This is a genomic window from Shinella curvata (genome assembly GCF_022899935.1).
In the GTDB taxonomy this organism is placed as follows: domain Bacteria; phylum Pseudomonadota; class Alphaproteobacteria; order Rhizobiales; family Rhizobiaceae; genus Shinella; species Shinella curvata.
Genome location: NZ_JALJCJ010000003.1, coordinates 164467 through 187871 on the forward strand (window position 1 = coordinate 164467; position 23405 = coordinate 187871).

Consider the following 23405-nt stretch of genomic DNA (forward strand, 5'->3'; position numbering starts at 1 on the left):
AAACCGCTTTACACTTTTCCTGGAATTGCTCCCGTGGGAAGCGTCCTGCAATCCTGCCCCATGACAGGTCATCGGTTGGTTCCGCAGGTCCGGCCCATCCGGCCTGCTGGAAAATTCCGTTGCGCGAGGCGGCCTCAACCGGCACTGGCGAAACGGTACGGCGGAAAGGTCTTCCGCAAAAGAAAGCGGCGGGCGCTCATGAAGAACGCCCGCCGAAAGTGCTTAGCGGCGAATACCGAGAGCAGCAATCAGCTTGCTGTAACGGGCATCGTCCTTCTTCTTGAGGTAGTCAAGAAGCGAGCGGCGGCTGGAAACCAGCGTCAGAAGGCCACGACGGGAGTGGTTGTCCTTCTTGTGACCCTTGAAGTGTTCCGTCAGGTTGTTGATACGCTCGGTCAGGATCGCAACCTGGACTTCCGGAGAACCGGTGTCGCCTTCGACGGTTGCGTATTCCTTGATCAGCGCAGCCTTGCGCTCAGCAGTGATCGACATCGTATGTCCTTTCATGAATGGAGAACTAAAGGTCGCCAAAAGCCGGGATGTCGTCCAGCGATGGCCGTGAAGGCAAGGAGGCTTCAAGCCCCGCATTGCTGGCGGTGCCTATAAACCATTCCCCCATGAAAGGGAAGAGCCGTGATGAAGGGCCACCGGATACGCCTAGCGTTGCTCCGCCGGCTGGTTCGGCGCAGCCTTTACCTCGTCGCCGGCCTTGGGGCAGACGACATAGGCGCCGAAGATCCAGCCGAGCTGCCGGCCATCCAGGGAGACGAGTAGCCAGCGTTTCGTGCCGAGTTTCCGCTCCTCGAGCACGGCGACGTTCATGCCGTTCTGCAGCGTCGTCAGGATCGCACCATTCGGTTCGGCGCGCACGTTGAGGGGCGTACCCGTGGGATCGTCGACCAGGCATTCGCCAGCGGCGAAAACGGGCGAGACGGTGAAAAGGCTCAAAACGACAGCGATCCGCAGAAGAAGCGTCATGACATATTCCTGCAAGCGTGAAATGCGAGATCTGACATTATCCGGCTCCCTGCTGATGCACATCCTCGTCGCGCAGACGGGAGAGCGGGATCGTCACGCGCCATTCGATTCCGTCGTCATGCACGATGAAATCCAGTTTCGCATCGAGCGCCATGCCGAGCATACGCTCCAGCACGACGCTGCCGAACCCCTTGCGGCTGGCGGCGATGGCCTGCCTGTCAATCGACGCCTGGCTTTCACGCCAGACGAGGTTGAGGTTTTCACCCGCGGCGACCCAGCTCAGCGAGACGACCCCCTTCTCGTTGGCGAGCGCGCCGTATTTGGTGGCGTTGGTCGAGAGTTCATGCAGCGCCATGCCGAGTGTCTGGGAGGCCTGTGGATCGAGCAATACGGCGGGGCCGGCAATGCGCACGCGCGCGGCGTCGTCCGGCGTGAACGGCTTCAGCTGGTTGCGGGCGAGCTCCACGAGGTTGATGCCATCGGTGGCGTTGGCGATCATCAGGTCGGTCGAGCGCGCGAGCCCCGCGACACGCCGGCGAAACGTTTCGGCGAATTCACCGGCATTTTCCGCGCCCGCCGCCGACTGGTTGAGCATCGCCTGAATGACGGTGAGCTGGTTCTTCGAACGATGCGCGACCTCCCGCATCAGAAAGCGCACTTCATTTTCCGATTTCACCCGCGCATCCGCCGCCTCCGCGAGCGCCTTGGAAACCGTCTCCAACTCCGAAATGGCATAACGGCGCGGTGCAACGCGTTCTCCATAACCAAGACGGCGGGCGTCATGGGCAAGCAGCCGAACGTCGCGGGACAGCACACGCGCGATGCCGACGGCACTGACGGCGGCGAGAAGCGCAAAGACCACACCGCCGATCGCCAGCCACAGGAAGGAAGACACGGCCGGTGCCTGCACGTCAGAGGATTTCGCCCAGGCAATCATGCGCCAGCCGGCGAGCGATGAAAACTCGGTGACGAGCTGATAGTTCACGCCGTCCTGCCCCATCGTGCTCACGCCCAGCCGCAATGCCGGCACGACGCGCAGGAAAAACGGTTTGCCGGTCTCCTGTTTCTCATCGGTCGACGCGATCACCGTGCCCCTGCTGTCGAGCACGGCGGCATTCCAGCCGGGCGACAGGACATCCGGATTGGCCACGCGCCGCAGCGCTTCGGCATTCTTCGTCAGCGTGAGGAGAACATGCTCGCCACTTGGAAGCCGCATCGGCTGATAGACGTTGAACACCCATTGCCGGGCGGTCTTGCCGTAAAAGAGATCGGAGACCATCCGCTCGCCCCGCGCCAGCGCCATGCCGGCAGAAACCGGGTCCGACGCTGCGTTGAGCGGCGTGCCGTAGGGCACGCGCGTGTTGACGAGCTGGCGCATCGACTGGTCGATGACCAGAAAATAGATATCCGTGCCTTCGAGCGTCTTTGCAGCCTGCGCATGCAGCCCCGCATAGTCACCCTGCTGCAGGCTTTCCGATGTCGAAAGGAAATTCAGCGTCGAGAACATGCCCGAGATTTCGCGCTCGACCGCTCTATTCACGGCGCTTGTCGAGGTGCGCAACAGAGACTCGAAGATACGGTCCTGCGCCTCGGTGGTGCGTTTCAGCACAACGATCGAGAAAAGGAAGGCCGGGATCACGATGACCAGGATGAGGCAGATGAGATAGAAGACCACCGGGTGGTGCATACGCCGGCGCGCCTCGGCGGGTTTCGCTTCCGCACCCCCGGCATTCACCGTTCTGTCAGTCGGCGAAATCGTCAACGGCCAGCCCTTTTCACCCTTCACCCAAACCGGCCGAAACGGCAAAGCGCCGCCCGGCCCGCGCACAAGCGAACCTCGCCGGCCCATAAAGCCCGTAGCTTATGGTGAAATCAAGTCGGGGGGCGTTGGTTCCGCCCCCTGATTATTAGCCCTGGAAAACGCGTTTCGGACGGAATTCACCGCCACTGATCTCGCCGATCGCGACCAGTTTGCCGCGCGCCGAAGCATAGGCCTCATCGGCCGACACAGGCGCGTCGCGGCCGCGCACGATGATGGGATTGCCCATGCGCAGGCGATGGGCCTGATCGTCGTTGATGACGATCTGCGGCAGGCTCGAAAGCGCTTCGCCGGTATCGATCAGGAAGGCGTCGAGAGCGGCCAGCCGCTCGGCCTCGTCCTCGATCTTTTCGAGCGCAACGAGATCGGCGAGCGGCACCATGTCGTCCTCGCCGAAGGGCGCGACGAAGGTACGGCGCAGTGCAGAAATATGGCCGTAGCAGCCGAGCTGGCGGCCGAAATCGCGGGCGAGTGCGCGCACATAGGTGCCCTTGCCGCATTCGACCTCGAACTGCGCGGTATTTTCGTCCGAACCGACAAGCGCCAGACGGTGGATTTCCACCTCGCGCGACGGGATCTCGACGACCTCGCCCTCGCGGGCCAGATCATAGGCGCGCTCACCGGCAATCTTGATGGCCGAGAACTGCGGCGGGATCTGCTGGATGATGCCGGTATACTCGCCGAGGATCGCCTGGATCTCATCGGCCGTCGGTCGCTTGTCGGCGCTCTCGGTCACCTCGCCCTCAAGGTCGTCGGTCGTGCGCTCTTCGCCCCAGGTGACGGTGAATTCATAGATCTTGCGGCCATCCATCACATAGGGGACGGTCTTGGTCGCATCGCCCAGCGCGATGGGCAGCATGCCGGAGGCGAGCGGATCGAGCGTGCCGGCATGGCCGGCCTTCTGCGCCTTGAACAGCCACTTGATCTTGGCGACGGCCTCAGTCGAGCCGAAGTCGAAGGGCTTGTCGAGGATCAGCCAGCCGGAAACCGGCCGGCCCTTGGGTTTGCGGGGTCTGGACATCTTGAACCTGGATTATTTGTCGTCTTCGCCGTCATCGGCGGAGAGATCGCGCGACACTTCCGGCGAGCGCAGGAGTTCGTCGATCTTCTTGTAATTGTCGAAGCTGGTATCGTCGCGGAAGCGGACATCCGGCATGTATTTCATCTGGCGCAACTGCGAACCCATGCGGCCGCGGATGAACTTTGCATTGCGGTTCAGCGCCTCGATCACCACGTCGTGGTCCTTGACGCCGAGCGGCGTCACATAGGCCGTCGCGTGCTTCAGATCCGGCGACATGCGCACTTCCGAGATGGAAATGACCGTCTTTTCGAGAAGCGGATCGCGCACTTCGCCGCGCTGGAGAACCTGGGTGATCGCCGCGCGCACCTGCTCGCCCACGCGCAGCATGCGTTGCGACGGCGCTGAGGATGTTGCTCTTACCATGGTCGTCACCTTCAAAAAAATGCGAGCGCCGAAATGGTCCGGCGCTCGCACGATGTTCGGATCGCCGGACGCTTACAGCGTGCGGGTGATGTGCTCCACGCGGAAGCACTCGATCGTGTCGCCGGCGCGGATGTCTTCGTAGTTCTCGAAGGCCATGCCGCATTCCTGGCCCATCGGCACCTCGGACACTTCGTCTTTGAAGCGCTTGAGCGTCTTGAGCTTGCCTTCGTGGATGACGACGTTGTCGCGCACGAGGCGGACGCCCGCACCACGCTCGACCTTGCCTTCGATGACGCGGCAACCCGCGACCTTGCCGACCTTCGTGATGTTGAACACCTCGAGGATTTCGGCATTGCCGAGGAAGGTTTCGCGGCGCTCCGGCGAGAGCAGACCCGACATCGCTGCCTTCACGTCATCCACCAGATCGTAGATGATGTTGTAGTAGCGGATTTCGAGACCGGCACGCTCGGCGGCCGTACGGGCCTGGGCGTTGGCACGAACGTTGAAGCCGATGATGGCGGCGTTCGAGGCTTCGGCCAGCGAGATATCGGATTCGGTGATACCACCGGCGCCCGAGTGAACGATGCGGGCGCGGACTTCGTCCGTGCCGAGCTTTTCGAGGGCACCGGCAATGGCTTCGATCGAGCCCTGCACGTCGCCCTTGATGAGCAGCGGGAACTCCTTGAGACCGGTGTTCTGCAGCTGGCTCATCATCTGTTCGAGCGAACCGCGCGAACCGGCCTGGCGTGCCACCTGCTTCTCGCGGGCGAGACGCTGGCGGTATTCCGAGATCTCGCGGGCGCGGCTTTCGTTCTCGACAACGGCGAACTTGTCACCGGCAGCCGGGGTGCCCGACAGGCCGAGGATTTCGACCGGCATGGAGGGGCTGGCTTCCTTGACGTGTTCGCCCTTGTCGTTGACGAGCGCGCGCACACGGCCCCACTGGTCGCCGGCCACGATGATCTGGCCGGGTTTCAGCGTGCCTGTCTGCACGAGAACGGTGGCGACGGCGCCGCGACCGCGGTCGAGCTGGGCTTCGACGACGACGCCTTCTGCCGTACGGTCCGGATTTGCCTTGAGGTCGAGGATTTCGGCCTGCAGCAGCACGGCTTCGAGCAGCTTGTCGAGGTTGAGGCGGTTCTTGGCCGACACTTCCACGTCGAGCGTTTCACCGCCCATGGATTCGACGAAGACCTCGTGCTGGAGGAGTTGGTTGCGCACCTTCTGCGGGTCGGCTTCGTGCTTGTCGATCTTGTTGATCGCCACGATGATCGGAACACCCGCCGCCTTGGCGTGATTGATGGACTCGATCGTCTGCGGCATCACGCTGTCGTCGGCCGCGACCACGAGGATCGCGATATCCGTCGCCTGCGCACCACGGGCACGCATGGCAGTGAACGCCGCGTGGCCTGGGGTGTCGATGAAGGTGATCTTGTGACCGTTGTGCTCGACCTGGTAGGCGCCGATATGCTGCGTGATGCCACCGGCTTCGCCGGCGACCACGTTGGCCTTGCGGATCGCGTCGAGCAGCGAGGTCTTGCCGTGGTCGACGTGGCCCATGATGGTCACGATCGGCGGACGGCTTTCCAGATCGCCGGCATCGTCGGCAACGTTGAAGATGCCTTCTTCAACGTCGGATTCCGAAACACGCTTGACGGTGTGACCGAATTCGCCGGCGATGAGTTCAGCCAGATCGGCGTCGATCAGATCGCCGGGCTTCATCATCTGGCCTTCTTTCATCAGGTACTTGATGACGTCGACGGCGCGTTCGGACATGCGCTGCGACAGTTCCTGAATGGTGATGGTCTCCGGCAGAATGACTTCGCGAACAACCTTTTCGCGGGTTTCCTGCATCATCGAGCGCTTGAACTTCTCCTGGCGGCGACGCATGGCCGAAAGCGAACGACCGCGCTGCGCGCCGTCCTCGTCGCTCGAAGCGGTCGTCAGCGTCAGCTTGCCCTGGCGGCGGCCGTCATCGGCCTTCGGACGGGCGGGAGCCTTTGCCGGTTCCGGGCGCTTGACGGCGCCGCGGTTTGCAGGTGCACCACCACGCGGACGCTTGTCATCGTCCTCGTCGTTTTCGCGACGGCGGCCGGCGACCGGCGTGGAAGCCGGAGCGGGCGCCGGCGTGCGGCCGGGCTGCGGGCGAGCTTCGGCGGCGGCCGGAGCAGGCTTTGCCACCGGCTGCGCGACAACCTCTTCCACGACGGGCGCGGGAGCGGCGGCCTCGGCGGCACGGCGTTCTGCCTCTTCCTTCTCGCGGACGAGACGGGCTTCTTCCTCGGCAACGCGGCGGGCCTCGTCCTCGACCTTGCGGCGGGCTTCGTCCTCGGCGCGCTGGCGGGCTTCGGCAGCGTCGCGGATCTGCGCTTCTGCAAGCGCGCGGCGACGGGCCTCGACTTCGTCAGGCGAAAGCTGGTTCAGCACCACGCCGCGCGGACGGTTCTGCTCGACCGGGCGGGAGGGTTGCTGGTGCACCGGGCGCGACGGCTGCTGTACAGGGCGCGAAGGCTGCGGCGCGGGACGCGTCTGCTGCGGCTCCGGCTGGCGCTGCACGGGTGCCGCGGGCGCCGATGCCTGGCGCTCTTCACCCGGACGGCTGAAGTGGCGCTTCGTGCGGGTCTCGACCACGACGGCCTTGGTGCGGCCACGACCCATGTCCTGGCGCACGGTTCCCTGCTGAACCCCCGAGGGCTTCAGGCTAAGGGTCTTCTTGCCAGCCACATTGATCGTCTTGTCGTCTTCGTTGTCGGTCATTCCGTTCCGTTCCTAAGATCAGAGCCGGATGCGTATCACCAGACCCTGTCGTTCAAATGTGTTCATCCAATGCGATTTCGGCCGGCCGAATGCCGGTAACCGCGTCATTGGTTTGTCTGGCGAGCGCCACCCTGTGCCATCATTTGGCTGTCGCCCCGGTATTTCTCGAGCATGATTGCGCGCTTCACTACACCCTCACCCGCCTGCCCTGCAAGCGCTGCGGCATGGATAAAAGCATTACTTCCCAAAAGGCCCTCCAATTCGCTCTCCGAAAAGAGCCTGAAGGAGGGTATTTCCGTTTCGTCATCGGTGAGAAAGCTCGAAGCCTTCCGCGCCTGGTCTATTTTCCTGACCCCGTCGGCCGCCGCATCCGTCGCATGGAAGACGGCAAGGGCTGCAAGCGCGCGCACGGCCTGGTCGACCTTCGAGGAGCCCGTGATGAACTGGCCCGCCTTGCGCGCCATGTTCATCATGCCGCCGAGCTGGACGGCGATCAGCCTGTCCACCTCGGCGCCCAATTCAGGGCCGGCCTTCACGTCCGTCTTCAGCGCACGCCCGAAAAGCTTCTTGGCAACCGCCTTGTCGACGATCGCCCGCTCGGCCTTTACCCAGCATCCGCGTCCGGGGAGTTGACGCTTCAGGTCCGGCACGACGCTGCCGTCGGGACCTGCGACGAAGCGGATCAGATCATCCGCCTCGCCCTTTTCGCGCGTCACGATGCACATGCGGTCGTTCACGCCGTCCTCGTCCTTCTTGCCCATATAGGTTTCCGCTCTTGCCAACGCAAACCGCTGTGCAAAATTCAGCGGGCGACATGTCTATGTTTGAAGGACGCCGATCAGGCGTCCTGTTCGCCACCCTCGACGACCGGCTCTTCCTTTGCCAAGTCCTCTTCGGTGATCCAGCCGGCCGCAAGGCGCGCCTGAACGACCATGGCTTCGGCTTCGGCGCGGGAGACTTCGAACTTCGAGAACAGACCCTCGAACTTCTTCGTCTCGCCGTCCTTGCGCTCCGACCAGCCGACGAGATCGTCGGCGGCGCAGCCGGCGAAGTCTTCCATCGTCTTGATGCCGTCTTCGCCGAGCGCGACAAGCATCTGGCTCGTCAGGCCGTCGATCTGGCGCAGCTCGTCGGAAACGCCGAGTTCCTTGCGCTTGGCGTCCATCGCCGCTTCGAGGCGGTCGAGATGTTCGCGGGCGCGGGTCTGGAGTTCCTGCGCCGTGTCTTCGTCGAAACCATCGATCGAGGCGATTTCGTCGAGATCGACATAGGCCAGTTCTTCCACGGCCGCGAAGCCTTCGGAAGCCAGCACCTGACCGACCATTTCGTCGACGTCGAGCGATTCCATGAAGAGGTTGGTGCGCTCGTTGAATTCCTTCTGGCGGCGCTCGGACTCTTCGGCTTCCGTGAGGATGTCGATATCCCAGCCCGTTAGCTGCGAGGCGAGGCGCACGTTCTGGCCACGGCGGCCGATGGCCAGCGACAGCTGCTCGTCGGGAACGACGACTTCGATGCGCTCGGCATCTTCGTCGAGAACGACCTTGGCGACCTCAGCCGGCTGAAGGGCGTTGACGATGAACGACGCCGGATCCTGCGACCACGGAATGATGTCGATCTTTTCACCCTGCAGCTCGCCGACGACGGCCTGGACGCGCGAACCGCGCATACCGACACAGGCGCCGACCGGATCGATCGACGAGTCGTTGGAGATGACGGCGATCTTGGCGCGCGAACCCGGATCACGGGCAACCGACTTGATCTGGATGACGCCGTCGTAGATTTCAGGCACTTCCATGGTGAAGAGCTTCACCATGAACTGCGGATGGGTACGCGACAGGAAAATCTGCGGGCCGCGCTGCTCGCGGCGCACGTCGTAGACGAAGGCGCGGACACGGTCGCCGTAGCGCATGTTTTCGCGCGGGATCATCTCGTCGCGGCGGATGATGCCTTCGCCACGGCCGAGGTCGACGATGACGTTGCCGTATTCGACGCGCTTGACCGTGCCGTTGACGATCTCGCCGATGCGGTCCTTGTATTCGTCGAACTGGCGGTCACGCTCGGCTTCGCGCACCTTCTGCACGATGACCTGCTTGGCCGACTGCGCGGCGATGCGACCGAAATCCATCGGCGGCAGCGGATCGGCGATGAAGTCGCCGAGCTTGGCGTCCGGGTTGCGATCGCGGGCAAGCTCCAGCGGGATCTGGGTGCCGTAGTCTTCGGCGACATCGACGACCTCGAGCAGACGCTGGAGGCGGATTTCGCCGGTCTTGGAATTGATGTCGGCGCGAATGTTGGATTCCGTGCCGTAACGCGAGCGGGCTGCCTTCTGGATGGCATCTGCCATCGCGGCAAGCACGATCTCGCGGTCGATGACCTTTTCACGGGCCACGGCATCCGCGATCTGCAGAAGCTCAAGCCGGTTCGCACTGACTGCCATTGTCTCAGGTCTCCATGGTCGAGCCGGGGCTTTGCCGCCGGCCTGTCTGGAGCGGCTAGGCCGCTCCGGTTCCGTCCTCTCCGTTCCGCCGTTCCGGGCGAAACGCACTCACTTACTTATTCTTCGTCGCCGCCGTCTTCGTCGTTCTGATTGGCGGCCTGCGCGGCCTTCGCCTTCTTGTCGGCGGCCAGCGCGTCGCGGATCAGCTCGTCGGTCAGGATCAGTCGGCCCTCGGCAAGCGCCGTGAAGGGAATGACGACCGTCGGCGCTTCGCCGGGAGCAGGCTGGTCCCGCTCCAGCGTGAAACCGTTTTCGTCGGCGGCGACGATCTTGCCGCGGAAGCGCTTGCGGCTTTCGACGAGGATCGAGGTCTCGCATTTCAGCAGATGACCGGTCCAGCGCGAAAAATCCGACTTGCGCACCATCGGCCGGTCGATACCGGGCGACGACACTTCGAGATGATACGCCTTGTCGATCGGATCCTCAACGTCGAGCACCGGCGAGACGGCCATCGAGACGGCCTCGCAGTCTTCGACGGTCATGGTGCCGTCGGGACGCTCGCACATGATCTGCAGCGTCGCGCCGTTCTGCGCCGATAGGCGAACGCGCACCAGCTGGTAGCCGATCTGCTCGATGGTCGGCTCGATGATGTCGGCAACGCGGCGGTCGAGGCCGGTCTCGACGATCAGGCGCGGCTCGATCGCCACATTTTCTGTCTGGGTCGTGTCGGACATGACATGCCCTCCCGGGATGGTCGTTATCATGCACCTGATCGCGGCAACAAAAAAGAGCGGGTCCTTGCGGGCCCACTCTTCATCTGACGATCAAGAATTTGTGGGTGATATAGACCGGGTTTGTCATAAATGCAAGGTCGGGCCCAAATGCGCCTGTGGGCGGGCGATTTGCACGTCATCGCCTTGCCGCTTTTGTTCTTTGGACTAGATTGCAAGAGATCACTGCGTCGAGAATGAGTGCCCTACCGTGCCGGACCGGAAATCCCCCCTCGCTCCTTTCCGAAACGAAACCTTTCGGCTGATCTGGGCGGCGAGCCTGATCTCCAATTTCGGCGGGCTCATCCAATCCGTCGGCGCCGCCTGGATGATGGCTTCGATCTCCTCTTCCGCCAACATGGTTGCACTGGTACAGGCCTCGACCTCGCTGCCGATCATGCTTTTTTCCGTCGCCGCCGGGGCGCTCGCCGACAATTTCGACCGACGCAAGCTGATGCTGACAGCCCAGAGCTTCATGCTGGTCGTCGCCGTCGGACTGACCCTCTGTACGTGGTACGGCATCATCACGCCCTGGTTGCTTCTCACCTTTACCTTCCTGCTCGGCTGCGGCGTGGCGCTGAACAACCCGGCCTGGCAGGCATCCGTCGGCGACATGGTGCCGCGCGAGGATCTGCCCGCCGCCGTGTCGCTCAACAGCATGGGCTTCAACCTCACCCGTTCCATCGGCCCGGCCATCGGCGGCATCATCGTCGCTGCTGCCGGTGCGGCTGCGGCCTTTGCCGTCAATGCGTGCAGTTACTTCGCCCTGCTCTTCGCCCTCTTTCGCTGGAAACCCAATCTGTCGGCACGCACGCTTCCGCGCGAGGATTTCGGCCGCGCCGTCTCTGCCGGCCTGCGCTACGTTTCGATGTCACCGAACATCGGCAAGGTATTGCTGCGCGGCTTCGCCTTTGGCCTGGCGACGAGCTCCATCCTCTCGCTTTTGCCGCTGATCGCCCGCGACCTGGTCAAGGGCGGGCCGCTCACCTTCGGTCTCCTGCTCGGCTGTTTCGGCCTCGGCGCCATCGGCGGAGCCTTGATGAACGAACGACTGCGCGAGCGCTTGACCAGCGAGACAATCGCCCGCATGGCCTTTGCCGGCTTTGCCGTGAGCGCGTCCGTTTCGGCAATCAGCAGCACGGCGGTCCTGACAGGTGCCGTGCTGCTGATTGCCGGCGCATCCTGGGTTCTGGCGCTCTCGCTGTTCAACACCACGGTGCAGCTCTCCACACCCCGCTGGGTCGTGGCCCGCGCGCTCTCGCTGTACCAGACCACCACTTTCGGCGGCATCGCCGCCGGCAGCTGGATCTGGGGTACGACCGCCGACACGCACGGCGCGCAGACCGCCCTTCTGGCCTCCGCCGTCGCTATGATCGCCGGTGCGGCACTCGGCCTGCGCTATGCCCTTCCCGAACTGCAGAGCCTCAATGTCGATCCGCTCAACCGCTTCAGTGAGCCGGACCTGCCGCTCGACCTGAAACCGCGTAGCGGCCCGATCGTCATCCTCATCGACTACCAGATCGCCGAGGGCGACATTCCCGAATTCCTAGAAGCGATGACCGAGCGGCGGCGCATCCGCATTCGCGACGGCGCGGGCCAATGGGCGCTGATGCGCGATCTCGAAAACCCGACGATCTGGACCGAGACCTATCACGTGCCGACCTGGGTGGAATATGTCCGCCACAACCAGCGCCGCACCCATGCCGATGCGGCCAACGGCGAGAAGCTCCGCCAGCTGCACAGCGGCGCGGAGGATCCGCGCGTCCACCGCATGATCGAGCGGCAGACCATTGTTCCGCACGAATACGAACGGTTCAAGCGGCAGGTGGATATGCACTAAACGGAAGGGAAACCGCTGCGTACTTCTTTAGCGCAGCTTCGACTTCAGCGAGGCATCTGGATAGCAGGTCGGCGCAAGGCCGCTCTTGGCCTGCCAGTCGCCCAGCGAGCGGCGGGTCTTGTAGCCCGGCAGGCCATCGACTTTGCCGACATCATAGCCCTTGGCGACCAACGCTTTTTGCATGGCCAACACATCCGAGCGCAGCATTTTCCCGACATCGCCCCACGGACCCTGGAATGCGCCACCGCCATAGGCGATGCGGTCTGCGAGATTGCCGAGGAAGAGCGCGTAGAGGTCTGAGTTGTTGTATTCCTTGAGCACATAGAAATTCGGCGTGACGATGAATTCCGGGCCATGCGTGCCAGCCGGAACAAGCATCATGCCGGACGCCTTGGCCTCGCCGCCCGAAAAACCTTTGCCCGAAATGCGCTTGATGCCCGTCGCCGCCCAGGCCGAGATCGGCTTGGCGAGATCGGGCCCCTCCTGCGCGCAGGACACGCCATCGGGAATGGAGACCTCATAGCCCCAGCTCCGGCCAGCCTGCCAGCCCTTCTTGGCGAGATAGTTGGCAATCGACGCCAGGCTGTCCGGCACCGAGCCCCAGATATCGCGCACGCCGTCGCCGTCGAAATCGACGGCATATTGCAGGTAGCTGGTCGGCATGAACTGCGGCTGGCCGAGCGCACCGGCCCACGAGCCCTTCAGCTGCGCCATCGTGCGGTCACCGCCATCGACGATATGCAGCGCAGCGATCAGCTCCTTGCGGAAGAGATCCTTGCGCGTCGACATGAAGGCCTTCGTTGCCAGCACCTCGACGGCCGAATAGGGGATCTTCGCACTGCCGAAGCCCGATTCCCGGCCCCAGACGGCGACGACGATCTCGCCGGGAACACCGAATTTCTGCTCGATCTTGCGCAACGTCGAAGCATGCGTCTTGGCGAGGCTCCGCCCCGTTCCCGCCAATCCTTGCAGGCGCTTTTCGGAGAAATAGGCGCCCGGCGAGGAGAACTCCGCTTGGCTCTGCGCCTGCCCCTTCTTCGGCTTGGAGCCGGGCGGCACGAGATCGGGCAGGTCCCAGTTGAGCGTCACGCCCTCCATCGCCGCACGAAAGGTCTTTTCGGTGACGCCGGTCTTCTTCGCCGCCGGCCAGAGATCCCTGTCGATCCAGGTCCGGAACATCTTTTCGACCTCCGCCTTGGACGCGGCCGCCGCAGGAAGGGCGAAAGCGAGAGTAAACAGGGCGATGCCGACGGAGGCCTTCAAGGTTTTGCGAATGCTCAAAATGGGTCTCCTCAGATCGCGGTGCGGGCGCGAAGCGCAGCCGTCAATGTGCCCTCGTCGAGATAATCGAGCTCGCCGCCAACGGGCACGCCATGGGCAAGCCGCGTGATCTTCACGTCGAGGCCGGAGAGCTGGTCGGTGATGTAATGCGCCGTCGTCTGCCCCTCGACGGTGGCGTTGACGGCGATGATCAGTTCGCGCACACCGCCTTTCGCCACCCGGTCGACGAGGCCGCGGATGTTGAGATCGTCGGGGCCGACGCCATCGAGCGGCGAGAGCGTGCCGCCGAGAACATGATAGGCCGCGTTCATCGCGCCGGCGCGTTCCAGCGCCCAGAGGTCGGAAACGTCCTCGACGACGATGATCATCGCATGGTCGCGGCGCACATCCGTGCAAACCGTGCAGGGATCGCTGGTATCGACATTGCCGCAGCAGGAGCAGATGCGCACCTTGCGATGCGCTTCGCCCATCGCATCGGCGAGCGGGCCGAGCAGCTGATCCTTCTTCTTGACGAGATGCAGCGCCGCACGCCGCGCCGAGCGCGGCCCAAGCCCCGGCACCTTGGCCAGGAGCTGGATGAGTTTTTCGATTTCGGGGCCGGTGACTCGTTTTGCCATTGCCGCTATCTAGCCCATATCAGGAGGAAACGGAATCTTTGGAGATCGACGCTTGATCAAAATCCTCGCGGTGTGCACCGGCGTTGCCCGCCCTGTTCCCGGCAAAAGCTACAAGACCGGCATTTTCAAGGTACCGACCGATGCGGCCCTCGTCGTCGACCGCGAAGGGCTTCTGGGCGATGCCATCTGCAACCGCAAGCACCACGGCGGTCCGGAACAGGCCGTCTACGGCCTCGGCTCCATGGATCTCGATTGGTGGTCGAAGGAACTTGGCCGCAGCATCGAGCCCGGCACGCTGGGCGAGAACCTCGTGATCGAGGGCATCGATAGCCGCAGCGTTTCCGTCGGCGACCGGTTCGAGACACAGAGCGTGCTTCTAGAGGTAACCTCGACACGTATTCCCTGCAACACGCTGACGGCGAAAATGGGCGATCCCGGTTTCGCACGCCGCTTCATGCAGGCGGGCCGGCCGGGTTTTTACTGCCGGGTTCTACGCGACGGCGTCGTGCAGGCGGGCGATGCCGTGACCTATACGCCCTTCCACGGCGATCCCGTCACCATGCCGGAACTCCTGCGCACCTACGGCAAGAACATTTCCGAGGACGACCGCATCCGCTATCTCGCCGCGCCCATCAGCGACAAGCTGCGCGCGGCGCTGACCGGCTGATCAGCGCGCGGCGATCGCCGCCGCGGCACCTGCCATGGTGCCGGCGCTGAGCCGGTTGGCGATGCGCACGGCGCGCGGGCTCTTCAGAAACAGGCGGGCGCGCGAGGCGAGGAAGACCCAGGCGAGATCGATCGCCACGAGCACGACGAACATCGTCACGACCAGCTCGGCCCAGCCGACCAGCGTGACGGCGCCGAGATCGATGATGGCGGGCAGCAGCGCCACATAGAACATCATGATCTTGGGATTGCCGAGCGTCACCGTCAGCCCGGCGAAGAACAGCTTGGCGGCGGAGCGTGCCTCGGGCAGCGCCTCCTCACCGGTGTCAGTCGGCGCGAACCACATCTTCCAGGCCAGATAGAGCAGATAGGCCACGCCAAGCCACTTGATGACAACGAAGGCGGCATGGAAGGTTTCCGCAATCGCCGCAAGGCCGAGCACGGCGAAGGTGAGCCAGACGCCCTCGCCGATCCACATGGCGGCGAGGAAGGGCAACACATCCTTCGGCCCGCGCGACAGTACGCGGGCGACGAGTGCCGCGATGCTCGGACCGGGCGAACCGGCCGCCATCATCAGCGCACCGGCAAAGACAAGCAGGGTCATCAGGCTCATCGGAAATCCTCCTCGGGAGCCTCGACCCTACAGGATCAGAACGGCAGTTTGAAGCCGGGCGGGATCGGCAGGCCCGCAGTCAGCGCCTTGGTGCGCTCGGCGGTTTCGGCCTCGGCCTTGTCCTTGGCATCCTTGTGGGCAGCCACGATCAGGTCCTCGAGGATTTCGACGTCGTCTTCCTTGAAGAGCGAGGGATCGATCTTTAGGCCCTTGAGGTTGCCCTTGCCATCGAGCGTGACGGAAACCATGCCGCCACCGGAAGAGCCGTTCACCTCAAGCGCAGCGACTTCCTCCTGCATCTTCTCCATTTTGGCCTGCATTTCCTTGACCTTGCCCATCATGCCCATGATGTCGCGCATCGGCCTCTCCTCTTATCTCTTGATATTAATGTTCGATGTCGTCGCCGGGCAGGATATCGCCCTCGGCGGATTCCGCTGCGGCCGCGACCTCGACAGTCTCGGCCTCGTCTTCGGCCTCCTGCACCTTGATGCGCACGTCGGTGATCTTGGCGCCGGGGAAACGCTGCAGGATGGCTGCAACATCGGGATCCTGGCGCGCATCGGCCACGCGGGCCTCCTGCGCCATCGTCTCGGCTTCGGAGAGCGTGGGACCACCGGCTTCCCGCGACAGGATGACCAGCCAGCGCTGGCCCGTCCATTCCTGAAGCCGGTTCGACAGGTCGGCGACCAGCGATTTCGGCGCGTCGTCGGTCAGGCTGATTTCCAGCTTGCCCGGCTCGACGCTGACCGGCCGCACGAAGGCGCGCACCAGCGCCCTGAGGCGGATATCGCGGTTCTTGGTGCAGAGATCGGCGACGTCAGAAATCGAATTGACGGGGACTTTTGGCGCGGCGGCCGGCTGGACAGCGGGCGCGGTCTCGACCCGGCCGACCGGCTGTGCGGCAGGCTCAGCCTGCGGCACGGGGCGCAGCATGGTGACGGTACCGCCGCCCGCCTGGGCCCGCATCGGCTGATCCGGCTGGCGCGCAACGGCGGAGACGGAAGCCTGCGCCGAGGGCTGGCCACCGTTGCCGCCCGATTGTGGCGCGCGAAAACCATTGCCGCCGCCGTCACCGCTGGTGAGGTCGGCAAGCCGGCGCGCGGCGTCTTCCGGCGAGGGAAGGTTCGCCGCATGGGCAAGGCGGATGATGACCATCTCGGCGGCGCCGGCCGGGCGGCTGGAGGCCTCGGTTTCCGGGATGCCCTTGAGCAGCATCTGCCACATGCGCGACAGCGCCGTGACCGCGATGGAATTGGCGAACTCGACGCCGCGCACGCGCTCGACCTCGCTCAGCGACTGGTCGCCCGCGGCATCCGGCACATATTTCATGCGGGTGACGAGATGAGTGAAATCGGCAAGGTCCGTCAGCACGACGGAGGGGCTGGCTCCCGCCTCGTATTGCGCGGCGAATTCGGCAAGGGCTGCAGCGGCATCGCCCTTCACGATATGCTCGAAGAGATCGACGATGCGGGCGCGGTCGGCAAGGCCGAGCATCGAGCGCACGGCATTCACCTCGACACGGCCGGCACCGTGCGCGATCGCCTGGTCGAGCAGCGACAGGCCGTCGCGCGCCGAGCCTTCGGCGGCGCGGGCGACCATGGCGAGCGCATCCGGCTCGAACTCGACGCCTTCCTTGCCGAGAATGGTGGTGAACAGGCCGACGAGATCCGACGCGCCGATGCGGCGCAGGTCGAAACGTTGGCAGCGCGACAGGACGGTGATCGGAACTTTACGGATTTCCGTCGTCGCGAAGATGAACTTCACATGCTCCGGCGGCTCTTCGAGCGTCTTCAACAGGCCGTTGAAGGCCTGCGTCGAGAGCATGTGCACTTCGTCGATGATGTAGACTTTGTAGCGCGCCGAGACCGGGCGATAGCGCACCTGCTCGATGATCTCCCTGATGTCATCGATACCCGTATGGGAGGCGGCGTCCATCTCGATGACGTCGACATGGCGGCCTTCCATGATCGCCTGGCAATGTTCGCCGGGGATACGAAGGTCGATCGTCGGCTTGTCGATCTCTGGGGTCTTGTAGTTCAGCGCGCGGGCGAGGATGCGGGCGGTCGTCGTCTTGCCGACGCCGCGGACACCCGTCAGCATATAGGCCTGGGCGATACGGCCGGTCTCGAACGCATTGGTGAGCGTGCGAACCATCGGCTCCTGGCCGACCATGAGATCCGAGAAATCCTTCGGCCGATACTTTCGCGCGAGAACGCGATAGGCGGCGGGCTTTTCGGTGGACGGTTTGGATGTTTCGTCGCTCATCGACCCTGCCGTTATTCAAATGTCTGTCCCGACAGGACGGCCAGAAGCAGGACGGTAAGGTGGGAGGCTGGCACGATGACCCGTGCCGGAGCTCGTTGGGGCTGCTTCCTTCCGGACCTGACCCGGTTGGCGAGTGGCTCGTCCACCACCAACCTCCCGTCCCCCATATCGGCAATATTCCATCCGAATGCAAGCGCGGCTTACAAAAAACTGTTGGAGGGAAAACGGACGCATGGCATGAATCGTTGATAACAGCATGCGGGAGAGCCCGATGAGCGATTTTCGACCCGACGACCGGCTGGCGCGCGACAGCGATCTCCTGACGAAGATCGGCCTGTGCGAACTGCGCCTGATGAAGGACAGCCGCTGGCCCTGGCTGGTTCTGGTGCCGCAGCGCCCCGATGTCAGCGAAATCTTCGACCTCACGCCGCTCGACCAGACCATGCTGACCTTCGAGACCACGCTCGTCGCCGAGGCGCTGAAGAGCGTGACGGGGGCCACGAAGATCAATACCGGCGCGCTCGGCAATATCGTGCGCCAGCTTCATGTTCATGTCATCGCCCGCAGCGAGGGCGATCCCAACTGGCCCGGCCCCGTCTGGGGCTTCGGCACCGCCGAGCCGCGCTCGGCCGAGGAAACCAAGGCCTTTTCAGCCAAGCTTTTGGACGCAATGACCCCATGAAGCCATCGCTTTTCGATCTCTACCGCCCGCATGCGGAACCCAGCACCATGGTGGCCTTTGCGGAAAACACGCTCGACCGCCAATCCGAACACCGCGCTGCCGATTGCCTGGAACAGGCCTTCAAGGCGGACAACGTGCATGCTTTCGCGATTGCTGGCGGCAAACTCGTCGTCAAGCATGACGAGAAGATCATCGATCCACTCTTCGCGCCCTACGAGCTTGCCGAACTCGATCCGATCCCGGACGAATCCATCCTGCTCGGCTATCTCCGGAACGGCGAGCCGCGGCTCGCCATCCCCGTGCGGGCCGATCCCGACACGCTGCAGGAGCCGTTGAAGGCCACAGACGGGCGCACGCTCTATCGCCAGCAGATGCTCGACGACGACCTACTTGGCCAGTTCGCCCAGGCCTCCAGCCTGATGACCTGGAACGGCAACAACCGCTTCTGCGGCAAATGCGGTTCGCCGACCCGCTCGGAGATCGGCGGCTATCGCCGTGTCTGCGAGGCCTGCAACCATACGACCTTCCCGCGCACCGACCCGGTCGCCATTATGCTGGTCATCGATATCGAGCGGGATCTCTGCCTGCTCGGGCGCTCGCCGCATTTCCAGCCGGGCATGTATTCCTGCCTCGCCGGCTTCCTGGAACCCGGCGAGACGATCGAGCACACGGTGCGCCGCGAGACATTGGAAGAATCCGGCATCAAGGTCGGCCGCGTGCGTTACCACGCCTCGCAGCCCTGGCCGATGCCGCATTCCCTGATGATCGGCTGCTATGCCGAGGCGATCTCCTTCGATATCCGCCGCGACGAGACGGAGCTGGAGGACTGCCGCTGGTTCACCCGCGCCGAGACGGCCGAGATGATCGAACGCAGCGCCATGTCAGGCACGGCGCCCGGCACCACCACGCCGCCGCCGAAGGGCGCCATCGCGCACCGGCTGATGCGCGACTGGCTGGACTGGAAGATCGGCTAGCGCCAGCCGAAATGCGGCTGGTCGCCCGGATGCGCGCGCAGGCGCAGGCTTGGCGCAATGAAGCGGGCAATGATCGGGCTGACGAGGAAGGTCGCGACAGTCCAGGCCGGGATCAGGTATTTGGCCTCGTCATTGAGGGCGGGAACCGTCAGGATCGTGATGGTGCCGACGCCGAAGATGACGGCATTCACCATCATCGAGACCATGATCGTGATGTAAGTGATCGTACGCATGGGCATCTCCTTTCATCGGGGAAATGCCTCCTCGGCGGCGCGGTTCCGCGCCGCCTGACAATCGTCAAGTTCCTTGCCCGCTATAACTCCGGACGGAAACCGCGTGCTCAGAAGGCGCTGCGCATCGGGTGCGCCCGGTAGGTGCCGAGGATGCGCACCTTCTCCGAGAAGAACCGCAGTTCGTCGAGCGCGCGGCGCACATGCGGATCGTCGGGATGCCCCTCGATATCGGCATAGAACTGCGTCGCCGTGAAGGTGCCGCCGATCTGGTAGCTTTCGAGCTTCGTCATGTTGATGCCGTTCGTCGCAAAGCCGCCGAGCGCCTTGTAGAGGGCGGCCGGGATGTTGCGCACGTTGAAGATGAAGGTCGTGACGATGATTTCGTCCTCGACACGCTCTGCAACGACAGGCTCCCGTGACAGGACGACGAAACGCGTGACGTTGCTTTCGGTATCCTCGACATTTTCCGCGATGATCGACAGGCCGTAGAGATCAGCGGCAAGGCGGGGCGCGAGCGCCGCCATCGAGCGATCGCCGGTCTCCGAGACGAGCTTTGCGGCACCCGCCGTATCGCCAGCGATAACGGGCTTCCAGCCATTGAGCCGCACGATCTTGCGGCACTGGCCGAGCGCATGGATATGGCTGTGGACCGTGCGCACCTCCTCCTTGGTGACGCCGGGCAGCACCATGAGCTGGAAGCGTATCGGCATGAAATATTCGCCGACGATATGCAGACGCGATTCCGGCAGGAGATGGTGAATGTCGGCCACGCGGCCGGCGATCGTGTTCTCGATCGGGATCATGCCGAGATCGGCATCGCCGTTCTCGACGGCCAGCAGCGCATCCTCGAACGTCTGGCAGGGCAGCGGATCCATCGTCGGAAACATGTCGCGGCTCGCCATATCGGAATTGGCGCCGAACTCGCCCTGGAAGGCGATGCGGTTGGTCTTCATGATCATGGCAGAAATCCGTGTCAGATGGGGTTGGCCGCGAGCATGGCGCGGGCCTTTTCGAGGTCGGCTTGAGTATCGACACCGAGCGGAACCGTGTCAACGATCTCGACATCGATACGCATGCCGGCTTCGAGCGCCCGGAGCTGCTCCAGCGATTCCCGCTTTTCCAGCGTCGACGGCGTGAGCGCAACGAAGGCTTCAAGCGCCTTGCGGCGATAGGCATAGAGCCCGATGTGATGGTAGAGCGGGCCATTGCCGTGCGGCGCCGTCGCGCGCGTGAAATAGAGTGCACGCAGCCGGTTTTCGCCAATCGGCGAACCGACGACCTTCACGACGTTCGGATTGGTCTTCTCGTGCTCGTCGCGGATTTCCGTCGTCAGCGTAGCGATATCGGTCGATGCGTTCTCCAGTGGACGCAATGCCGCGCGGATCGTCTCGGGATCGATGGTCGGCAGGTCGCCCTGGACGTTGATGATCACCTCGGCGCGGCCTTCCGGATCGCTCGCCGTCAGCGCCTCGTAGATGCGGTCGGAACCGGATTGGTGATCGATCCGCGTCATGACCGCCTCGAAACCTGCCGCCACGACGGCATCGAAGACCGCCTGGTCATCCACCGCAACGACGACGCGTCCGACATCGGCGGCGGCGGCGCGACGCGCGACCTGAACAATCATCGGCAGGCCGGCAATATCGGCGAGCGGCTTGCCCGGAAGCCGGGTCGAGGCCATGCGGGCCGGAATGAGCACGAGGGTCTTGTCAAAATTGGCGGAATTCATCGCAGGCCCTTCAAAACCCCCTGGAAAAGTGTCAAAAAGTCTCAGTGCGGGGGCTACAATCACTGTTGCAACGAAGCAGCAAAAGACATAGGTTCCGCGCGATTTCAAGACTGGCAGTGTCATGTCCGCCAGTCGCTAGGGGAGCGTTTGGATGAACTCTTATGTGAACATGGGCGTGGGTGCCCTGCTCGGCACCGTCTTCGTACTGATGTCCGTGTCGATCGCTTCTGAAGGCATTTTCCATTCGGGCCATCCCGAGAAGGAAGGTTTTGCGATTGTCGCCGAGGAAGCCGGTGGCGAAGAAGCCGGCGGCGGTGAAGCTGCCAAGGCCACGCCGATCGCTACCCTGCTGGCCAGCGCCGATGCGGGTGCCGGTGAAACCGTCTTCAAGAAATGTGCGAGCTGTCACACCTCGGAGAAGGGCGGACCGAACAAGGTCGGACCCGGTCTCTGGGACATCGTGAACCGCCCGATCGCCTCGCATGAGGGCTTCAGCTATTCCGCCGGCATGACCACCTTCTCCGAGGGGCATAAGATCGTCTGGGACTTCGATCACCTGAACTTCTTCCTCGAAGCGCCCAAGAAGCACGTCCCGGGCACCGCCATGGGCTTCGCCGGCCTCAAGAAGGAAGATGAGCGCGCCAACCTGATCGCGTATCTGCGCACACTTTCCGACAACCCGGCTGCTCTGCCGACCCCGTCGGCCGAGGGCGCTGCCGCAACCGGTACGGACGGCGCGGCTCCGGCTGAAGGCGGCGCGGCCGCCACGACGACCGAAGAAGCAAAGCCTGCTGAAGGCGGCGCTGCAACGACCACGACCGAGGGTGCCGCCCCGGCCGAAGGCACGACGCAGGGCACCACGACCGAACAGCCGGCCGCTCAGTAAAAGAGCAGCTGCCAGCACACCGAAAACCCGGCCTTCGTGCCGGGTTTTTTGTTGCTAGGAGGTGGAGTTCATCTCCTCTCCCTTGCCTCCCCTCCAAGTCATCCTCAGGCTTGACCCGAGGATCCACGCGGCAAGTGAAGGCGTCAGATGGATGCTCGGGTCAAGCCCGAGCATGACGGAGGATAGGTGTGACGCTGTTCGTGGCGTAGCATTGTTCATGGAACGTCCAGCCGTTGGCGCCAGCGCACCCTGCCGGCAAAGACCTTCACCCTAACAGCCAGGCCCAGAAGGACACCGTGAACACGCCGAGCGCCGTCGTGATCGTGATGGTCGAAGACGCGAGGCCGTGACCGACGCCGAAATGATTGGCGAGCAACCAGGCATTGACGCCCGTCGGCACGGACGAGGTGAGCACCATGGCCGCCGTCCATTCCGGACTGAGGCCGAGCAGGCGGCAGGCGATATAGACGCATCCGGGCAGCATCACCAGCTTGAGGCCGGTCATAGCGAGTGCGATGCCGGCATTGCCGCCGACCTTGTACTTGTTGAGTGCCATGCCGATCGAGACCAGGGCCGCCGGTGCCGCCATGGCCGCGATCTGGTCGACCACGATCTTGACCGGCCCGACGAGCGGGATACCGGCGATGTGAAACACGGCACCGAGCGCCAGACCGATAACCAGCGGGTTGCGCACGAGGCTCTTGCCGATGCCGAGCAGCAGGCTGGCAAAACTCTGTGGCTCGCGCGTGCCTTCCTTGCGTTCCGCCCGCTCCATTAGGATCGTGCCGGCGATCATCATGGTCGGCAGATGCACCGAGAGCAGGACCGAGATCGCGACGAGACCGTCCTGCCCGACGACCCGCGCCACGAGCGGCAGGCCGATGAAGACCGTGTTGGCGAAACCGGCGGAGACGCCGGCCAGCACGCCGATACGCCGGTCGCGCTTGAAGCCGATCGTCGCGATGAGATGCGCCACCGTCCAGGTGACGGCCACACCGCCGAAATAGGCGACCCAGATGCGCCACGGCGCTTCACCGGCAAATTCGGCCTCCGCGATGGTGCGGAACAGCAGGAGCGGCACGGCGACGCGGAAGACGAACTCGCCAAGCCCCTCCCCCAGTTCCTCCCGGAGATAGCCGGTGCGGACGAGAAGCCAGCCGATGAGAATGAGCGCGAAGACGGGAAGAACGTTGAGGGCGACGTCGGACATGATCATTCCGGGCATGAAGCAGACGGCGGCGCGCACCGTCTCAAGATAACGTCATGGGTAGAGCAATCGCCGGGAGGGGTCCAGCGCGATACCGCCGGAAGGCGCACAAATGAAAAAAGCGAGGGTTATCCCCCCGCTTCCTCATCCCGGCATGGCCGGGGAAGTGTTTCGCGCTGTGCCAGTACATCCGTGGTCACTGCGGTT

The 23405-nt window shown here is 63.8% G+C and carries 23 protein-coding genes and 1 other RNA gene; 5 read left to right on the forward strand and 19 right to left on the reverse strand.

Features of this window, described 5'->3' with window-relative positions; genetic code table 11:
• Positions 1–222 precede the first annotated feature (222 nt).
• The 9 genes from rpsO to rimP form a co-directional block, all read right to left on the reverse strand.
• The gene (gene rpsO / locus MUU55_RS12335; protein WP_244761063.1) at positions 223–492 is read right to left on the reverse strand and encodes a 30S ribosomal protein S15; all 270 of its coding nucleotides are present in this window, start codon (positions 490–492) and stop codon (positions 223–225) included.
• Positions 493–657: 165 nt separating this feature from the next.
• The gene (locus MUU55_RS12340) at positions 658–978 is read right to left on the reverse strand and encodes an SH3 domain-containing protein (protein WP_244761064.1); all 321 of its coding nucleotides are present in this window, start codon (positions 976–978) and stop codon (positions 658–660) included.
• 37 nt (positions 979–1015) lie between these two features.
• Positions 1016–2740, reverse strand: a complete 1725-nt coding sequence (locus tag MUU55_RS12345; RefSeq protein ID WP_244761065.1) for a sensor histidine kinase — start codon at positions 2738–2740, stop codon at positions 1016–1018.
• A 145-nt stretch (positions 2741–2885) separates the two neighbouring features.
• Positions 2886–3818 carry a tRNA pseudouridine(55) synthase TruB gene (gene truB / locus MUU55_RS12350; RefSeq protein WP_244761066.1) on the reverse strand — a complete coding sequence of 311 codons (933 nt, stop codon included), beginning with the start codon at positions 3816–3818 and terminating at the stop codon, positions 2886–2888.
• A 12-nt stretch (positions 3819–3830) separates the two neighbouring features.
• The gene (gene rbfA, locus MUU55_RS12355; protein WP_244761067.1) at positions 3831–4241 is read right to left on the reverse strand and encodes a 30S ribosome-binding factor RbfA; all 411 of its coding nucleotides are present in this window, start codon (positions 4239–4241) and stop codon (positions 3831–3833) included.
• A gap of 72 nt (positions 4242–4313) precedes the next feature.
• Complete coding sequence (infB, locus tag MUU55_RS12360) at positions 4314–6998, reverse strand: translation initiation factor IF-2 (RefSeq protein ID WP_244761068.1); 2685 nt, start codon at positions 6996–6998, stop codon at positions 4314–4316.
• A gap of 104 nt (positions 6999–7102) precedes the next feature.
• Complete coding sequence (locus MUU55_RS12365) at positions 7103–7759, reverse strand: RNA-binding protein (RefSeq protein ID WP_244761069.1); 657 nt, start codon at positions 7757–7759, stop codon at positions 7103–7105.
• Between the two features lie 77 nt (positions 7760–7836).
• Positions 7837–9435 (reverse strand): transcription termination factor NusA, encoded by a 1599-nt coding sequence (gene nusA / locus MUU55_RS12370; protein ID WP_244761070.1) that lies wholly within the window; start codon positions 9433–9435, stop codon positions 7837–7839.
• 116 nt (positions 9436–9551) lie between these two features.
• A complete protein-coding gene (gene rimP / locus MUU55_RS12375) occupies positions 9552–10169 on the reverse strand; it encodes a ribosome maturation factor RimP (RefSeq protein ID WP_244761071.1) in 618 nt (205 codons plus the stop codon).
• Positions 10170–10416: 247 nt separating this feature from the next.
• Here rimP and MUU55_RS12380 point away from each other — a divergent pair, with 247 nt between their 5' ends.
• The gene (locus MUU55_RS12380; RefSeq protein WP_244761072.1) at positions 10417–12045 is read left to right on the forward strand and encodes an MFS transporter; all 1629 of its coding nucleotides are present in this window, start codon (positions 10417–10419) and stop codon (positions 12043–12045) included.
• A 27-nt stretch (positions 12046–12072) separates the two neighbouring features.
• Here the strand turns inward: MUU55_RS12380 and MUU55_RS12385 are convergent, their stop codons facing one another.
• A complete protein-coding gene (locus MUU55_RS12385; RefSeq protein WP_244761547.1) occupies positions 12073–13308 on the reverse strand; it encodes a lytic murein transglycosylase in 1236 nt (411 codons plus the stop codon).
• A gap of 29 nt (positions 13309–13337) precedes the next feature.
• The gene (gene recR, locus MUU55_RS12390; RefSeq protein WP_117368060.1) at positions 13338–13943 is read right to left on the reverse strand and encodes a recombination mediator RecR; all 606 of its coding nucleotides are present in this window, start codon (positions 13941–13943) and stop codon (positions 13338–13340) included.
• Between the two features lie 55 nt (positions 13944–13998).
• On the opposite strand from recR, the gene MUU55_RS12395 reads away from it, so the two are divergent.
• On the forward strand, positions 13999–14610 hold the full coding sequence (locus MUU55_RS12395) for an MOSC domain-containing protein (RefSeq protein WP_244761548.1): 612 nt from the start codon (positions 13999–14001) through the stop codon (positions 14608–14610).
• On the opposite strand, the gene MUU55_RS12400 is transcribed toward MUU55_RS12395, so the two are convergent.
• From MUU55_RS12400 to ffs, 4 genes are all read right to left on the reverse strand, one after another.
• A complete protein-coding gene (locus MUU55_RS12400) occupies positions 14611–15222 on the reverse strand; it encodes a LysE family translocator (protein ID WP_244761073.1) in 612 nt (203 codons plus the stop codon).
• Between the two features lie 35 nt (positions 15223–15257).
• Positions 15258–15581: a YbaB/EbfC family nucleoid-associated protein gene (locus MUU55_RS12405; RefSeq protein WP_244761074.1), complete on the reverse strand. Its 324-nt coding sequence runs from the start codon at positions 15579–15581 to the stop codon at positions 15258–15260.
• A gap of 25 nt (positions 15582–15606) precedes the next feature.
• Complete coding sequence (locus MUU55_RS12410) at positions 15607–17487, reverse strand: DNA polymerase III subunit gamma/tau (RefSeq protein ID WP_244761075.1); 1881 nt, start codon at positions 17485–17487, stop codon at positions 15607–15609.
• A 59-nt stretch (positions 17488–17546) separates the two neighbouring features.
• Positions 17547–17644, reverse strand: an RNA gene (gene ffs / locus MUU55_RS12415) — signal recognition particle sRNA small type.
• A gap of 114 nt (positions 17645–17758) precedes the next feature.
• Between ffs and MUU55_RS12420 the strand changes: the two genes are divergently transcribed.
• Together MUU55_RS12420 and nudC are read left to right on the forward strand one after the other, a co-directional pair.
• A complete protein-coding gene (locus tag MUU55_RS12420; RefSeq protein WP_244761076.1) occupies positions 17759–18169 on the forward strand; it encodes an HIT domain-containing protein in 411 nt (136 codons plus the stop codon).
• Entirely contained in the window at positions 18166–19143 is a 978-nt protein-coding gene (nudC, locus tag MUU55_RS12425) for an NAD(+) diphosphatase (RefSeq protein WP_244761077.1), read from the forward strand. Before MUU55_RS12420 ends, nudC begins: the two co-directional genes overlap by 4 nt.
• On the opposite strand, the gene MUU55_RS12430 is transcribed toward nudC, so the two are convergent.
• The 3 genes from MUU55_RS12430 to MUU55_RS12440 all read right to left on the reverse strand — a co-directional run bounded on the left by MUU55_RS12430 (position 19140) and on the right by MUU55_RS12440 (position 21105).
• On the reverse strand, positions 19140–19376 hold the full coding sequence (locus tag MUU55_RS12430) for a hypothetical protein (RefSeq protein WP_244761078.1): 237 nt from the start codon (positions 19374–19376) through the stop codon (positions 19140–19142). The genes nudC and MUU55_RS12430 overlap by 4 nt on opposite strands.
• Before the next feature lie 107 nt (positions 19377–19483).
• Entirely contained in the window at positions 19484–20335 is an 852-nt protein-coding gene (locus MUU55_RS12435) for a prephenate dehydratase (protein WP_244761079.1), read from the reverse strand.
• A 14-nt stretch (positions 20336–20349) separates the two neighbouring features.
• Entirely contained in the window at positions 20350–21105 is a 756-nt protein-coding gene (locus MUU55_RS12440) for a 3-deoxy-manno-octulosonate cytidylyltransferase (RefSeq protein ID WP_244761080.1), read from the reverse strand.
• Positions 21106–21256: 151 nt separating this feature from the next.
• Between MUU55_RS12440 and MUU55_RS12445 the strand changes: the two genes are divergently transcribed.
• Positions 21257–21991 carry a c-type cytochrome gene (locus MUU55_RS12445; protein ID WP_244761081.1) on the forward strand — a complete coding sequence of 245 codons (735 nt, stop codon included), beginning with the start codon at positions 21257–21259 and terminating at the stop codon, positions 21989–21991.
• A 265-nt stretch (positions 21992–22256) separates the two neighbouring features.
• Here MUU55_RS12445 and MUU55_RS12450 read toward each other — a convergent pair whose 3' ends face one another.
• Positions 22257–23201: an AEC family transporter gene (locus MUU55_RS12450; protein ID WP_244761082.1), complete on the reverse strand. Its 945-nt coding sequence runs from the start codon at positions 23199–23201 to the stop codon at positions 22257–22259.
• Positions 23202–23405: the final 204 nt, after the last annotated feature.